Origin of the sequence: Pseudomonas taeanensis MS-3 (assembly GCF_000498575.2) — a bacterium.
Classification (GTDB): Bacteria; Pseudomonadota; Gammaproteobacteria; order Pseudomonadales; family Pseudomonadaceae; genus Aquipseudomonas; species Aquipseudomonas taeanensis.
Genome location: NZ_AWSQ01000010.1, coordinates 92159 through 107621 on the forward strand (window position 1 = coordinate 92159; position 15463 = coordinate 107621).

Sequence of the window (15463 nt, forward strand, 5' to 3'; positions counted from 1 at the left end):
CCTGGGGAATATGCCTATAATCGCGCCACTTTTTTGGCCCACCCCTGGGAGTCACCCCATGAGCTACAGCAAGATTCCAGCTGGTAAAGACGTGCCGAACGACATCTACGTCGCGATCGAGATTCCGGCCAACCACGCGCCGATCAAGTATGAAATCGACAAGGACAGCGACTGCCTGTTCGTCGACCGTTTCATGGCCACCCCGATGTTCTACCCGGCCAACTACGGCTACATCCCCAACACCCTGGCTGACGACGGCGACGCCCTCGATGTGCTGGTCGTGACCCCGTATCCGGTTGCACCGGGCTCGGTAATCCGCGCCCGTCCGGTTGGCGTACTGCACATGACCGACGAAGCCGGTGGTGACGCCAAGCTGCTCGCCGTCCCGCACGACAAGCTCAGCCAGCTGTACGTGGACGTCAAGGAATACACCGACCTGCCAGCCTTGCTGCTCGAGCAGATCAAGCACTTCTTCGAGAACTACAAGGATCTCGAAAAAGGCAAGTGGGTCAAAGTCGAAGGCTGGGGCAACGCCGACGCGGCCCGTGCCGAAATTATCAAGGCGGTTGCGGCTTACCAAAAATAAGCCCTGACTTCCCCCTTAAAGCCGGCCACAAGCCGGCTTTTTTATGCCTGAAAAAAGCCGACCTGCAGGATCTATGCAAGCAAACACTTCAATCAGTCGATACATCCAAAAAGGCTGAACATCCATCGCTAGAGCGGTTTGCCGGGGGGACGTATCAAATACCGAGGCGGTGCGCCTACGGTCTCGGGTTCAAGTAACCCCAGGCGTGGCTATTCCTGATAGCCGGTCGTTGACACCCTAGCTGACAGGACTAATCTCTAGATGTGGGAAAAATTCCCACATAACAATGCTAACTGGCTCCGAAGGATCGTGCGGAAACCGCAGTTGCACATTCGCTGCAGATAGATGGCCGCGCTGGTTGGCTGGCCGCCCCATTGGGCGACGGAAAACTTCCTGGTTACTGCGTTTGATACGCAAGTAACCATGCAACGCTAAGCGGAGGTTCATCATGCTGCTCAAGAAATGTTTGCTGGCTCTGGCAATTGGCGGAGTCCTGTCGGCATCAACGGTCCTGGTACCCGATTACATCGGTAGTTTCTCCAGCGTGTACGCCAAGGAGGGCGGCAGCGGTGGCGGTGGTGGTGGTCATGGCGGCGACGGCGGTGGTGGTCACGGTGGTGGTCACGGTGGTGGTCACGGCGGCGACGGCGGTGGTGGTGGTCACGGTGGTGGTCACGGCGGCGACGGCGGTGGTGGTGGTCACGGCGGCGGTCACGGTGGCGGTGGTCACGGCGGTGACGGTGGTGGCAGAGGCCACGGTGGCGACGGCGATGGCAGAGGAGGTCACGGCGGCGACGGCGGTGGCCACGGTAGCAACAGTGGTCCCGGAAGTGCGAACAGCGGACGTGGTCATGACAATGATGCGGATCACGAGGCCGGCGGACCGCATGGTGTCGGTCATGGTGCGGATGATGGTCCCGATCATGACGTCGGCGAGGCCCATGGTGTCGGCCACGGCGCAGATGACGGTCCCGACCATGACGTCGGCGAGGTCCACGGTGTCGGCCACGGCGCGGATGATGGTCCAGACCATGATATCGGCGACGACCGAACCGGGGTCTGAACAGTCACTCAGTTGTTCACAAAACCCGGAGCTCATCCGGGTTTTGTGGCGTTGGGTCGCTAACCTAGACGGTCGTAGTGCTCAAGGAGGCCGTTGAAAAATGTAGCGAGCGACGGCTAGGCAAGGCGAAATCGGCCGAAAAGCTCAGCGTACGAGCTGTACATGAGCATTTGAGGCTGATTTCAACGCTGTATAGCCGAGTACAGTAGTTTTTCAACGGACTGCTAGGCGATGGAGGCGCAATTGCCGAGAGTCTTGAGCGAAGCGCTGGGCTGACCGCTCAGGGGAGTTTCCCCACTCGACACTGTTCTCGAGGAATGCCTTGAATGCACTTGCCCACTCTGCCTCCCTCCCTACTGCCGGCGCTGCAGCACGTCATGCGCCCGCTGGTGAGGCTGATGCTCAAAAAGGGGGTCACCTATACCCGCTTTGCCGATCTGCTCAAGGACATATTCGTTGATGTCGCCGAGCGCGAGTTTCGCCTCGACGACACCCCCCCGACCGACAGCAGGATCAGCCTGCTGACAGGTGTGCATCGTAAGGATGTCAGACGCCTGCGGGCCAAGACGGCCGGGCAGGACGTCGCGCTGCCCGAGATCATTTCGTTTGGCGCTCACCTGGTCAGTGTCTGGTTGAACAACTCGCCGTTCTGCAAGCAACCTGGCCAGCCGCTGCCTATAGCTCGCCTGGCCAGCATGGGTGGCGAGTGTTCATTCGATGCACTGGTGGCTCAGGTCAGCAAGGATATCCGTGCTCGCGTCGTGCTGGACGAGTGGCTGCGTCTGGGCGTTGTGCGAATAGACGACCAGGACTGCGTCCACCTGGAGACGGTGGCGTTCATTCCGCAAAAGGGCTTTGATGAAAAAGCTGCCTATTTTCGGCACAACCTCCACGATCATGCCTGCGCCGCCGTGCACAACCTGACCGAAACCGGGGCGCCTTTCTTCGAACGCAGCGTGCACTACGACAGCCTGTCACCCTGGGCGGTTTCCCAGCTGCGTGAAGCCGTGGCGGTCGAAGGCATGCAGATGCTGAACGGCCTCAACCTGCTGGCAGCCGAGCTGGAAGAACGGGACGTTCCGCCCCCCGCCTCCAGACAGCGCATCACTATCGGCCTTTATTTCTACACTGAACCCAGCCCGTCAGCAGTCTCCACCCCGACCAAGGCCAATTCGTCATGAGTACTGCCTCTCGCCTCCTGTGCGCCTTCGCTTTTATTTGCGGTCCGCTCCTGCTTGCATCGCCAGCGCTGAATGCGGCTCCCGCCTGTCTTGAACCGGGCGGCATGGGCGGGACCGGCGCCGTGGCTACTGGCGGTATCGGCGGCACCGGCGCTCCAGCCGATAACGGTGGCGTAGGAGGTACCGGCGCGACCGATGACGGTGGAATGGGTGGTACCGGCATAGTGGGTACCATCACCGGCTTTGGCTCCATCTGCGTCAATGGCGTGGAAGTGCACTTCGATAGCGAGGTTTCGCTCAGCGAGAACGGCGTACCCGCCAGCAGCCACCAACTGGCTATCGGCCAAGTCGTGGCGGTGGAGGCTCGCACCTCGTCCAGAGGCCTGGAGGCGCGCAGCATTGCCATCCTGCATGCCTATGAAGGGCCGATTACCGACAGGGCCGCGGACTCGGCCTCGCTGCGGGTGATGGGGCAGTCCGTTCGCGTTGCTCCAGGTGCCCGCGTGGCCGAAGGGCTGCGCATCGGCGAGTCGGTGCGGGTCAGCGGATTGCGTAATGCTCAGGGCGAAGTGATTGCCAGTCGGATCGATCGGGCACCGAACCTGGCGCAGGTCAGCGCAATCGGTGCTGTCGAGCGAGCCGGTGACCTTCACGGACTGCTCCTGAGCAAACCGCTGGCGCCCAGCACCGAGGTGCTGGTGCGCGGGACCTGGGATGGCAGGCAGCTGAATATTAGCCAGACGCGTAGCAATCCTGGCATGCCCTTCGCCGGACGGGTGCGTAATGCGCTGGTGGAGGGATTGGTGCGCGGACAGCAGGGAGATCGCATTGAGTTCGGTGGCTTCACTGCCTATGTCGATCGCAGCACCGCCTATTCCGGCGGGCAGGCCGCCGATCTTGCGGTCGACCAACGTATCCGGGTGAGCGGCGTGTTCGGCAAGGGCCGGGAAATCCGCGCCGAGCACATTGAATTCACCCGGGAGCAGCCAGCAGCCTCCAGCCGGCAGGATTCCGGCCACGGCTCGTCTTCGGCAGAAACCGAGCAGCATGAGAGTCAAGTCTCCGACCGGGACGGCCATGAGTCACGCGAGCGCAACGACGATGGCGAGACGAGGGAGAAAATCGAGAGGAGACAGGAGTCCGCTTCCGGCGACCTGGAACGTCGCGAGCGGATCGAAACACGCGAATCCGATGACCGCCTGGAAACCAGAGTACGGATCGAGGTTTTCGAGAATGGTGTGCGGGTAGAGCGAATCGAAAGAATCGAGAGAATCGAAAAGCCGGAGCGCGCAGATAAACCAGAACGGGTTGAACGCATAGAGCGTGTAGACAGGCCTGAACGCGTCGAACGACCAGACAAGGTTGACCGATCCGGCCCCCACTAAAGATCGAGTCGATCGCTGCTGAAGGCTGACATATGCCCAAGCGGAAAGCAGATATCCGGCTAAGCTGAGCAAAATGGGTTGTCGCCCACTTGCCTGACCGGGAAACGGGGGTCACCGGGCTCTATGCTGGTTCCGTCAGGACGGGCAACTCGCGCGATGTGAACGTCGATATCTGGATAGCCACGAGGTAGCCATGAGAACCACTCGCCTGATCTGGCCGGGCCTGTTGGTGTTGCTGGGGGCGCCAGCCCTGGCCGAGGATTTCACGGTTTTGACAGGGCTCGATTACTCGCAGGGGAAATATGGCACCCCGACCACCAGCGAGACCTGGTATGTCCCGGTGATCGCCAAGTATGAAACCGGTCCCATGATTTACAAGTTGACCATCCCGTACCTGCGCATCACCAACCCCTCCGTGGGGCCGGATGGCGAGCCCTTGGCGGGGGACTGCGGCAGCGTTGAAAGCGGCGTGGGTGACACTGTGGCCAGCGCGGGTTTCGCGCTGCTGGACGGCCGTCGGGGGAATGGGCTGATGGTTGATCTGGTCGGCAAGATCAAGCTGCCGACGGCCGATGAAAACAACTGCCTCGGCACCGGCAAGACCGATTACTCCGCCCAGATCGACCTCGCGCAGGCCTTCGGCGCCATCAGTGGTTTTGCCACACTGGGTTGGAAGAAGTTCGGCGACCCCGCGGACACTGATTTGCGCGATCCGATTTTCGCCTCGCTCGGCTTGGTTACCCGACTGGCGCCGGCGACTTCCGTGGGGGCGGTTTATGACTGGCGCCAGAAGGTGACTGCCAATGGCGATGAGATCCAGGAGTTCACCCTGTTCCTGAGCCAAAGGCTCAGTCCGTCCTGGAAGGTGCAGTTGTATGCGCTTAAAGGGTTTTCCGATGCCAGCCCCGACTCCGGCGGTGGATTGCTGCTCAGTCACTCGTTCTGAATGGCCTGCATGCCTTGGCACAAAAAACTTTAAATTAAATCGTTATAAATCAACGATATAAAATATAAAACAGCCCATAACAGGTCGAATTACGACTATTTGAGTGCCCAGCCTCAATCGATCAAATTTGGCGCCCTCTCGCTTTTTCTGAGCAAGCCTACTCGGAAAACGTCTGAGGAGTTCGCCTAGCAACACGAACCGCAGAACTGAGCCGGAGCTTTTTCAAAGCCCACAAGCCGGCATGTTAATGCCCGCAGATTGGTCGGTGCTGGCGAAACCGCCGCCAAGCTTCGCCACCTTGGCCGACTTGGCCGTTTTCGGCGCTACGCGTAAGCTGCGCTCTTTTTGCACGGATCGCAGCATGAGCCTGTTCGATATGTTGTTACTGGTCCTGGCCGGCTTCGCCGCTGGGGGCATGAATGCTTTGGCGGGTGGCGGCACCTTCTTTTCCTTCCCGGCCCTGCTCGCCGCTGGCTTGCCGCCGGTCACGGCCAATGCCACCAATGCCGTGGCGTTGTGGCCCGCCAGCCTGGCCGGGGCCTGGGCCGCACGCGCCTCGCTGCGCCCGCTCGGCCGCTATCTGATACCGCTGTTGCTCGCCGGCCTCTGCGGTGGCCTGCTCGGCGGCTTGTTACTGCTGGCCGGCGGCGATGAAATCTTTCGCGGGCTGATCCCCTGGCTGCTGCTGGCGGCCACCGCCTTGTTCGCCGCCAGCCCCTGGCTCAGTCGCGCGCTGGCGGCACGCCGAGCACCCGCCGCGCAACCGCCGCACAGCCCCTGGTCGCTCGGTGCCCACATCGGCGTCTCGATCTACGGCGGTTATTTCGGTGCCGGCATGGGCATCCTGCAGCTGGCGGCCTTCGCCATCGAAGGCCATCCACTGGCCCGCGCCAACGCCCTGAAGAACCTGATTTCCGCGGTGATCTACAGCATTGCCACCCTCACCTTCGTGGTCGCCGGGCGTGTCAGCTGGTACGAGCTGGCGATACTGCTGGGCGGCGCCACCCTCGGTGGCTATGCCGGCGGTGCCCTCGGCCAACGCCTGCCGCCCAAGCTGTTGCGCGCACTGGTAATTGCAGTAGGCAGCGGCATGACCGGCTATTACTTCTGGGTGACGTATTTCGCGGTCTGAGCCGAGTAGCGAACGCTATTCGACCTCCAGCCAGGCGCTTTCTGCCGCCGCTTGATTTGCCCGAGCGGCGCGGCTCTGCTAGTGTCGCGCCGGTTACAAGCCCGCCGATACCCCGCTGAGAACGCCCGCCATGGCCCGTAAAAAAGCTGCGCTCGATTTCGAACAATCCCTCACCGATCTGCAGAACCTGGTCGAACGCCTGGAAACCGGCGAACTGACCCTGGAAGATTCGCTGACGGCCTTCGAGCAAGGCATCCGCCTGACCCGCGACTGCCAGGCCGCCCTGGCCCAAGCCGAGCAAAAGGTGCAGATCCTCCTGGAACGCGATGGCGAGCTGGAGGAAGCCCCCTTCGACGCGGATCGACAGGCATGATCGCAGCCTATCAGGCACGCAGCCAAAGCCGCGTCGATGCGTCCCTGGAACAGCTGTTTGCGGCCCCTCCCACGGAACTGGCCCGGCTTTATCAGGCCATGCGTTACAGCGTGATCAACGGTGGCAAGCGGGTGCGCCCGCTACTGGTTTACGCCGCCTGCGAAGCCCTCGGCGGCAAACCGGAGCAGGCCGATGGCGCGGCCTGTGCGGTCGAACTGATCCACGCTTACTCCCTGGTGCACGATGATTTACCGGCGATGGACGACGACGATCTACGCCGCGGCCAGCCCACCACCCATAAAGCCTTCGATGAGGCCGTCGCGATTCTCGCCGGTGATGGCCTGCAGAGTCTGGCCTTCGAGGTACTCGCCGACGCCCACTGCAACCCGCACCCCGCCGAGCTGCGCCTGAGCATGATCAGCTGCCTGACACATGCAGCCGGCCCCGCCGGAATGGTCGGCGGCCAAGCCATCGACCTCGGTTCGGTCGGCCAGCAACTCGACCAACCGGCGCTGGAAACCATGCACCGGCACAAGACCGGCGCGCTGATCGAAGCCAGCGTGCGTCTCGGCGCCCTGAGCAGCGGCCGCGCCGATGAGCGCAGCTTGCGGGCCCTGCACGCCTATGCCCAGGCCATCGGCCTGGCATTCCAGGTGCAGGACGATATCCTCGATGTGGAAAGCGACACCGCCACCCTGGGCAAGACCCAGGGCAAGGACCAAGCCAACCACAAGCCAACCTACCCGGCCCTGCTCGGTCTCGACGCCGCCAAGGCCTACGCCGAAGAACTCCGCGACCAGGCGCTGCACGCCCTGCGTCTGTTCGACAGCGCCGCCGAACCGCTGCGCGAACTGGCCCGCTACATAGTCGAACGCCGCAACTAGCCTCGGGTAATCCAGGCCACGCTCGGGTGGCGTCCGGCCTGGATCCGGGCCGCCCGGCAATCGGCGCCCACCATCACCCAGACTAATAGCCCAACCGCTGGCCGCTGAGGCTTCGTTTACCCTGGCCGTAGAGCGCCTAAGATGGCTCGCAGACTTAACGCCTGTGGAGTGGCCATGCCTTTTTCTGCCCTGCTGATCGCCAACCGTGGCGAGATCGCCATCCGTATCGCCCGCGCCGCCGCCGAGCTGGGCATCACGCTCTGTAGCGGTCTACGCCGAGGACGATGCCGCCTCGCTGCATGTGCGCAAGTCCGACAATGCCATTGCCCTCAAGGGCCGTGGCGTAGCGGCCTACCTGGATATGGAGCAACTGATCGCCATCGCCCAGGCCGAAGGTTGCGAGGCGATTCATCCGGGCTATGGCTTTCTCGCGGAAAATGCCGAGTTCGCTCGCCGCTGTCAGGCCGCAGGCATCCGCTTCGTCGGCCCCAGTGCCGAGGTACTCGAACTGCTTGGCGACAAGGCGCAGGCCAGAGCCCTGGCCGAGCGCTGTAACGTGCCCTTGGTCAGCGGCATCAGTCGCGCGGTCAGCCTGGACGAGGCTCGCGAGTATTTGCGCAGCCTCGGCAGCGGCGGCGCGGTGATGCTCAAGGCGCTGGCCGGCGGTGGCGGCCGCGGCATGCGCGCGGTGTTCGACGAAGCGGCGCTGGATCAGGCCTATGCCCGCTGCCAATCGGAAGCCCGCGCGGCCTTTGGCCTCGATGCGCTCTACGTCGAGAAGCTACTGAGCAACGCCCGGCATATTGAGATCCAGATCCTGGGCGACGGCACGGGCGCGGTCAGCCATCTGTGGGAGCGCGACTGCAGCCTGCAGCGCTGCCAGCAAAAGCTGGTGGAAATCGCCCCCAGCCCGCACCTGCCGCACGCCACCCGCGAGCGGATGATCGCCGCCGCGCTGACCCTGGCCGCCGAGGTCAACTACCAGGGCCTCGGCACCTTCGAGTTTTTGCTCGATGGCGATCAGCCCGAACTGTTCTACTTCATGGAAGCCAACCCGCGCATTCAGGTGGAACACACCGTCACCGAGCAGGTCACCGGCGTCGACCTGCTGCACAGTCAATTGCGCCTGGCCGCCGGCGCCAGCCTGGCCGAGCTGGGCCTTGAGCAGGCACCCGCGCTGCAAGGCTGTGCCCTGCAGCTGCGGATCAATCTGGAAACCCTGCACGCCGACGGCAGCACTCGCCCGGCCGTGGGCACCCTGAGTGCCTATGAGCCGCCCAGCGGACTGGGCCTGCGGGTCGACGGCTATGGTTACGCCGGCTACCCGGTCAACCCCAGCTACGACTCGCTGCTGGCCAAGCTGATCGCTCACGCGGCGGATTACCCCAGCGCCCTGCACCGCGCCTACCGCGCGCTGTGCGAGTTCCGCCTGGAGGGCGTGGCCAGCAATCTGCACCTGCTGCAGAACCTGCTGCGCCTGCCGCAGATCGCCGCCTACCAGGTCAGCACCCGCTTCGTCGAAGGTCAGCTGGAGTCGTTGCTGGCGCCACAGCAGCAGGCCCATGCGCACCTGTATTTCGCCCAATCGCCGGCTAGCGCCAGTGTTCCGCCGAGCAGTGTCGATGCTCCAGCTGGCACGCTGCCGCTGACCAGCCCCAGCACCGGCGTACTGGTCAGCCTGGAGGTGGTCGAGGGCGATGCCATTGCCGTCGGCCAAAGCATCGCCGTGCTCGAGGCGATGAAGATGGAGTTCGTGGTCAAGGCCAGTCACAGCGGCATCGTCCGCGCCCTGGCCGTGCAGCCGGGCAGTCCGGTTGGCGCAGGCCAGGCCTTGCTGTTCATCGAACCGGCCGAGGTCAGCGGCGATGAGCTGCACAGCGAGGAGAGCCTGGATCTGGAGCATATCCGCGCCGACCTCGCCGAAGTGCTGGAGCGGCATGCCATTACCCGCGACGAGCGCCGCCCCCAGGCCGTGGCCAAACGGCGCAAGACCGGCCAGCGCACCACCCGGGAGAACCTCGCGGCGCTGCTCGATGACGGCAGCTTCATCGAGTACGGCGCCCTGGCCCTGGCCGCCCAACGCCGCCGGCGCACGCCAGAGGAGCTGCTCGAACTGAGCCCGGCCGATGGTCTGGTGACGGGTATCGGCACGGTCAACGCCGCCGTGTTTGGCGATCAGACCGCGCGCTGCATGGCCATCGCCTACGACTACACGGTGTTCGCCGGCACCCAGGGGGTGATGAACCACAAGAAGACCGACCGCATGCTCAACCTGGCCGCACAGTGGCGCCTGCCGCTGGTGCTGTTCGCCGAAGGTGGCGGCGGTCGCCCCGGCGACACCGATTTCGTCGGCGTGGCAGGGCTCGACTGCCACACCTTCGTCGGCATGGCCAAACTGTCCGGATTGGTGCCGCTGGTCGGCGTGGTCTCCGGGCGTTGCTTCGCCGGCAATGCCGCGCTGTTGGGCTGTTGCGATGTGATTATCGCCACCGAGAACGCGAGTATCGGCATGGCCGGTCCGGCGATGATCGAAGGCGGCGGCCTCGGCCGCTTCACCCCGGAGCAGGTCGGCCCGGTCAGCGTGCAGGCACCGAACGGGGTGATTGACGTGGTGGTCAGTGATGAAGTCGACGCCGTGCGCGTGGCCCAGCAATACCTGAGCTATTTTCAGGGTCCATTGGCGGATTGGCAGTGCGCCGACCAGCGCCAGCTGCGCCATGCCATCCCGGAGAACCGCCTGCGCATCTACGACATCCGCCAGCTGATCGACACTCTGGCCGACAGCGACAGCGTGCTGGAGCTGCGCCGCCAGTTCGCACCCGGACTGATCACCGCCTTCATCCGCATCGAGGGCCGGCCCTTTGGCCTGCTGGCGAATAACCCGGCGCACCTCGGCGGCGCCATCGACGCCCAGGCTGGCGACAAGGCCGCGCGCTTTATGCAGCTGTGCGACGCCTTTGATATCCCCATGCTGTCGCTATGCGATACGCCCGGTTTCATGGTCGGCCCACAAGCGGAGCAACAGGCCACGGTGCGCCACGTGTCACGCATGTTCGTCGCCGCCGCCAGCCTCAGCGTGCCGTTTTTCACCGTGGTGCTGCGCAAGGGCTACGGCCTGGGTGCACAGGCAATGGCCGCCGGCAGCTTTCATTCGCCGCTGCTGACCATCGCCTGGCCGAGCGGCGAGTTCGGCGCCATGGGCCTGGAAGGCGCGGTACGCCTGGGCTTCGCCAAGGAACTGGCGGCCCAGCAAGACCCCGCCGCGCAGCAGGCGCTGTTCGACAAACTGCTGGCCAAGGCCTACCAGAGCGGCAAGGCCATCAACATGGCCAGCTACCTGGAGATCGATGCGGTGATCGACCCGCAGGAGACCCGCAGCTGGCTGCTGCGCGGTCTCAATGCGGCGCCTCAGCCGGCGGCACGCGAGGGCAAGAAGCGCAGTTTCGTCGACACCTGGTAAGTCCCTCAGCGTAGCCCGGATGCAATCCGGAAGTTCTGGGCCACCTCCCGGGATTGGATCCGGGCTACGCACAGCACAGCTTGTTTGGGCAGTTCCCGGCGCTTCGGGTAAACTGCGCCTCTTTTTGCGCCGATAACGATCCGCCCGATGCCGACGACCTTCCACGAGATTCCCCGCGAGCGCCCACTGACGCCCCTGCTCGACCGCGCAAGCACGCCGGACGAGCTGCGCCGCCTGGGCGAAGCCGAACTGGAGACCCTGGCCGACGAACTGCGCCAATACCTGCTCTACACGGTCGGCCAGACCGGCGGGCATTTCGGCGCGGGCCTCGGGGTGATCGAACTCACGGTCGCCCTGCACTACGTCTTCGACACCCCGGACGACCGACTGGTGTGGGACGTCGGCCACCAGGCCTATCCGCACAAGATCCTTACCGGCCGTCGCGAGCAGATGGCCAGCCTGCGCCAGAAGGACGGCATCGCCGCCTTCCCGCGGCGCGGCGAGAGCGAATACGACACCTTTGGCGTAGGCCACTCCAGTACCTCGATCAGCGCCGCCCTGGGCATGGCCATCGCCGCGCGCCTGCAGAACAGCAACCGCAAGAGCGTGGCGGTAATCGGCGACGGCGCGCTGACCGCCGGCATGGCCTTCGAGGCGCTGAATCACGCCTCGGACGTCGCCGCCAACATGCTGGTGATCCTCAACGACAACGACATGTCGATCTCGCGCAACGTCGGCGGGCTATCCAACTACCTGGCCAAACTGCTCTCCAGTCGTACCTACGCGAGCATGCGCGAAGGCAGCAAGAAGGTACTGTCGCGCCTGCCTGGCGCCTGGGAAATCGCGCGCAAGACCGAGGAGCACGCCAAGGGCATGCTGGTGCCCGGCACCCTGTTCGAGGAACTCGGCTGGAACTACATCGGCCCCATCGATGGCCACGACCTGCCGACCCTGCTGGCCACCCTGCGCAACATGCGTGACCTGGAAGGCCCGCAGTTCCTCCACGTGATCACCAAGAAAGGCAAAGGCTTCGCCCCCGCCGAAGTCGACCCGATCGGCTACCACGCGATCACCAAACTGGAGCCGATCAACACCCCCGCGGCGGTACCGAAGAAGCCAGCCGGGCCCAAGTACTCCAGCGTGTTCGGCCAATGGCTATGCGACATGGCCGCCCAGGACCCGCGACTGGTCGGTATCACCCCGGCGATGAAGGAAGGCTCCGATCTGGTGGCCTTCAGCGAACGCTTCCCCGACCGCTATTTCGACGTGGCGATTGCCGAGCAGCACGCCGTGACCCTGGCCGCCGGCATGGCCTGCGACGGTACCAAGCCGGTGGTAGCGATCTACTCGACCTTCCTCCAGCGCGCCTACGACCAGCTGATCCATGACGTCGCGGTGCAACACCTCGACGTGCTGTTCGCCATCGACCGCGCCGGCCTGGTCGGCGAAGACGGTCCGACCCATGCCGGCAGCTTCGATCTGTCCTACCTGCGCTGCATCCCCGGCATGCTGGTGATGACCCCGAGCGACGAGAACGAGCTGCGCCGCATGCTGACCACCGGCCACCTGTTCGACGGCCCGGCAGCGGTGCGCTACCCGCGCGGCTCAGGGCCGAATGCAGCGATCGAGGCGGGCCTGGAGCCCCTGGAAATCGGCAAGGGACTGATCCGTCGCCAGGGCCATAAAGTCGCCCTGCTGGTATTCGGCGTGCAACTGGCCGAGGCGCTGAAGGTCGGCGAAACCCTGGGCGCCACAGTGGTCGACATGCGCTTCGTCAAACCGCTGGACGAAGCCCTGGTGCGCCAGTTGGCGGCCAGCCATGAGCTGCTGGTGACCATCGAGGAAAACAGCATCATGGGCGGCGCCGGCAGCGCCGTGAGCGAGTTCCTGGCCCGCGAAAACCTGCTCAAGCCGGTGTTGCACCTGGGCCTGCCGGACTACTACGTGGAGCACGCCAAGCCGGCGCAGATGCTCGCCGAGTGCGGCTTGAACGAAGCCGGTATCGAAACCGCGGTGCGCCAGCACCTAAGCATGCTCGACAGCTGAAGGCTGCCGGACTGACCTGGCCCGCTGAATTGCTTTACCCGCTGTGTGCGCTTATGGTGCGCGGCGTTTTGTTTGTCCGAGGTCGCGGCCACACCAGCCGCGTGAATAGGGAAGCAGGTGCGCCGCTGTCACTACAGACAACGGCAAGGCCTGCGCTGCCCCCGCAACGGTAACCGACAGCATTTGTGCGCCAAGCGTACAGATGCAGAATTTCCCGACACACCACTGGGCTCGCCTGGGAAGGTGGGAAATCCACAGTCGGCAGCCCGGAGACCTGCCTCGGCGCAATGTGACTGGTGTTGCGGAGGGCATCACCGTCAAGCGCTGGCTGCCCGCCGCTTGCCCGTGCTTGTCCCTGCCCTCCTCAAAAGACGCTTACCTTTTGAGGAACCATCGATGAAGCTTTCCCCTCTTGCCTTGGCAGTGGCCCTGGCGCCCAGCCTGACCCTGGCCGACCAAGCCAGCGAGCCCTACGAGGCCCCGCCATTGGTGGTGACCCGCGGTACGCAGCTGCAACAACCAGCACCGGCCAGCGTCGCAGTGATAACCCGTGAAGAGATCGAAACCAGCGCTGCCAGCAATCTGGTCGACGTATTGCGCACCCAGGCTGGTCTACAAATCAGAGACACCCTCGGCGATGGCAACCGGGTCGCCATCAGTCTGCGCGGCTTCGGCGAGAATGCGGCAAACAACACCCTGGTATTGGTAGACGGGCGCCGCCTGAACAACCCTAGCCAGCAAACCGCTGATCTCAACAGCGTGCCTCTGGGCAATATCGAGCGCATCGAAATCATCCGTGGCGCCGGCACCGTGCTGTATGGCGACCAGGCCGTCGGCGGCGTGGTCAACATCATCACCCGCCAGCCGAGCACCAACCAGGCCTACATTGAAGCGGGCCGGGGCTCGAATGATCTGGAGGCCTATCGCGGCAACTTCAACCAGCTCCTCGGCGCCGGTTTTTCCCTCTATGGCAGCGGCGAAGCCAAGCATGCCGACGGCTACCGCGACAATAACAACGCCTCGTACAGCAACCTATTCAGCCGCCTGCGTTTTGATCACGGAAACGGCTGGGCACTCTACGAATACCAAACTATCGACGATGAGCTTCGCTACCCCGGCAGTCTCAGTGTCGCGCAAAGCCACGACGATCGTCGCGCAGCTGGTACACCCCACGATTTCAACGACAGTAAGACCCAGGTACATCGACTGGCCGTGCGCCAGAATCTGAGCAGCCACTGGGACGCCGACCTGGATGTCAGCCAGCGCGACAGTGACGGTATCGGCGCCCTCTTCGCTACCCCGTTCACCCAGGGCACTCGCGTCGACACCATCAGCCCACGCCTAACTGCCCATTGGGACAGCGCGCTGGGGCGCAGCGAGTGGCTGCTCGGTCATGACCACACCCAGAGTGACTACGAGCTCAGCTCGATCTTTGGTGACACCCGCTCGCGGCAGACGCTGCGCGACTGGTACAGCCAGCTTAGTCAGCCCCTAGGATCGCAACTAACCCTGACCCTCGGCTACCGCAACAGCGAGGCTGAAGATCACAACCTAACGCGTAACAGCTCCCAGACCGAGCGCGAAGACAGCTCCAGCCTCGGCCTGAGCTGGCAGGCCAATGCGCAGACCCGCGTATTCATCAAGCGCGAGGACGTACTGCGCTTCGCCAACATCGAGGACAACGCCTTTACCCTGCCCGGCGTCGACTTCCTCAGGCCGCAGACCGGCGAGTCCTGGGAGGGTGGCGTCGAGTGGCAGGATAGCATCCAGCACTACCAGATCAGCCTTTACCGTCTGGATCTTGAAGATGAGATCCTTTTCGACCCGGTCAACTTCGTCACCCTCAACCTGGACAAGACCCGCCGCGACGGGCTGCTGCTGGAAGGCCGCCGGCAATTGAGCGCGGACTTGCAACTGAACGGCCAGTACAGCTTCACCGATGCCACTTACCGCGCAGGAGCTTTCAAAGACAACGACGTACCCGGGGTGGCGCGACATACCGCAAGCCTGGGCCTGGGTTACCAGTTGCTCGCCGGCCTGACCAGCCAACTCGAGGCCAACTACATCGGCCCGCGCTACCTCTCTGGCGACGACGACCACTCTCTGCCGCGCGAAGGAGGGTACACCCTGTTCAATGTCGGACTCAGTTACGAAGTGCAGCAGTTCACCGGCAAGTTGCGGGTGAACAACCTGACGGGTAAGCAGTACGACAGCTTCGCCAACTATTTCGGCAGTAAGTCGGTTTACCCCGCCCCGGAACGCGAAGTGCAACTGAGCGTCGGCTACCGCTTCTAAGCTCAGCCTCGTAGCCCGGATAAAATCCGGGGACTCATAGCTGCTCCCGGATTTCATCCGGGCTACGGGCTACGGGCTACGGTGGACATTCGGCGTTGAGCGCCAGCACAAG

General features: G+C 63.8%; 10 protein-coding genes, 1 pseudogene and 1 riboswitch. Of the genes and pseudogenes, 10 read left to right on the forward strand and 1 reads right to left on the reverse strand.

From position 1 onward, the window contains the following. The first annotated feature begins 58 nt into the window (after nt 1–58). Nucleotides 59–586, forward strand: coding sequence for an inorganic diphosphatase (ppa, locus tag TMS3_RS22985; RefSeq protein ID WP_025167653.1), 528 nt, complete (start codon nt 59–61; stop codon nt 584–586). A gap of 502 nt (nt 587–1088) precedes the next feature. On the opposite strand, the gene TMS3_RS26130 is transcribed toward ppa, so the two are convergent. Continuing rightward, entirely contained in the window at nt 1089–1685 is a 597-nt protein-coding gene (locus tag TMS3_RS26130) for a hypothetical protein (protein WP_025167654.1), read from the reverse strand. Nucleotides 1686–1975: 290 nt separating this feature from the next. Between TMS3_RS26130 and TMS3_RS22995 the strand changes: the two genes are divergently transcribed. From TMS3_RS22995 to TMS3_RS23035, 9 genes and pseudogenes are all read left to right on the forward strand, one after another. Next, on the forward strand, nt 1976–2830 hold the full coding sequence (locus tag TMS3_RS22995) for a DUF6502 family protein (protein ID WP_025167655.1): 855 nt from the start codon (nt 1976–1978) through the stop codon (nt 2828–2830). Then, nucleotides 2827–4215 (forward strand): DUF5666 domain-containing protein, encoded by a 1389-nt coding sequence (locus TMS3_RS23000; RefSeq protein WP_025167656.1) that lies wholly within the window; start codon nt 2827–2829, stop codon nt 4213–4215. Before TMS3_RS22995 ends, TMS3_RS23000 begins: the two co-directional genes overlap by 4 nt. Nucleotides 4216–4408: 193 nt before the next feature. Next, entirely contained in the window at nt 4409–5161 is a 753-nt protein-coding gene (locus tag TMS3_RS23005) for a hypothetical protein (RefSeq protein WP_025167657.1), read from the forward strand. Between the two features lie 361 nt (nt 5162–5522). Beyond that, nucleotides 5523–6293, forward strand: coding sequence for a sulfite exporter TauE/SafE family protein (locus TMS3_RS23010; RefSeq protein WP_025167658.1), 771 nt, complete (start codon nt 5523–5525; stop codon nt 6291–6293). Between the two features lie 130 nt (nt 6294–6423). Next, complete coding sequence (locus tag TMS3_RS23015; RefSeq protein WP_025167659.1) at nt 6424–6666, forward strand: exodeoxyribonuclease VII small subunit; 243 nt, start codon at nt 6424–6426, stop codon at nt 6664–6666. Then, nucleotides 6663–7550 (forward strand): (2E,6E)-farnesyl diphosphate synthase, encoded by an 888-nt coding sequence (ispA, locus tag TMS3_RS23020; RefSeq protein ID WP_025167660.1) that lies wholly within the window; start codon nt 6663–6665, stop codon nt 7548–7550. The genes TMS3_RS23015 and ispA overlap by 4 nt, the downstream gene beginning before the upstream one ends. A 168-nt stretch (nt 7551–7718) precedes the next feature. Next, a pseudogene (locus TMS3_RS23025) lies at nt 7719–11010 on the forward strand (carboxyl transferase domain-containing protein). Between the two features lie 147 nt (nt 11011–11157). Further along, nucleotides 11158–13056, forward strand: coding sequence for a 1-deoxy-D-xylulose-5-phosphate synthase (dxs, locus tag TMS3_RS23030; protein ID WP_025167661.1), 1899 nt, complete (start codon nt 11158–11160; stop codon nt 13054–13056). Between the two features lie 62 nt (nt 13057–13118). Beyond that, nucleotides 13119–13352, forward strand: a riboswitch (cobalamin riboswitch). Between the two features lie 100 nt (nt 13353–13452). Further along, nucleotides 13453–15351: a TonB-dependent receptor gene (locus TMS3_RS23035; RefSeq protein ID WP_025167662.1), complete on the forward strand. Its 1899-nt coding sequence runs from the start codon at nt 13453–13455 to the stop codon at nt 15349–15351. The last annotated feature ends 112 nt before the right edge of the window (nt 15352–15463 follow it).

What these genes read in the sequence shown, in the direction of transcription:
- ppa (WP_025167653.1), top strand. Translation starts at nt 59, where the DNA reads ATGAGCTACAGCAAGATTCCAGCTGGTAAAGACGTGCCGAACGACATC.
- TMS3_RS26130 (WP_025167654.1), bottom strand. Translation starts at nt 1,685, where the DNA reads ATGAGCTCCGGGTTTTGTGAACAACTGAGTGACTGTTCAGACCCCGGT.
- TMS3_RS22995 (WP_025167655.1), top strand. Translation starts at nt 1,976, where the DNA reads ATGCACTTGCCCACTCTGCCTCCCTCCCTACTGCCGGCGCTGCAGCAC.
- TMS3_RS23000 (WP_025167656.1), top strand. Translation starts at nt 2,827, where the DNA reads ATGAGTACTGCCTCTCGCCTCCTGTGCGCCTTCGCTTTTATTTGCGGT.
- TMS3_RS23005 (WP_025167657.1), top strand. Translation starts at nt 4,409, where the DNA reads ATGAGAACCACTCGCCTGATCTGGCCGGGCCTGTTGGTGTTGCTGGGG.
- TMS3_RS23010 (WP_025167658.1), top strand. Translation starts at nt 5,523, where the DNA reads ATGAGCCTGTTCGATATGTTGTTACTGGTCCTGGCCGGCTTCGCCGCT.
- TMS3_RS23015 (WP_025167659.1), top strand. Translation starts at nt 6,424, where the DNA reads ATGGCCCGTAAAAAAGCTGCGCTCGATTTCGAACAATCCCTCACCGAT.
- ispA (WP_025167660.1), top strand. Translation starts at nt 6,663, where the DNA reads ATGATCGCAGCCTATCAGGCACGCAGCCAAAGCCGCGTCGATGCGTCC.
- dxs (WP_025167661.1), top strand. Translation starts at nt 11,158, where the DNA reads ATGCCGACGACCTTCCACGAGATTCCCCGCGAGCGCCCACTGACGCCC.
- TMS3_RS23035 (WP_025167662.1), top strand. Translation starts at nt 13,453, where the DNA reads ATGAAGCTTTCCCCTCTTGCCTTGGCAGTGGCCCTGGCGCCCAGCCTG.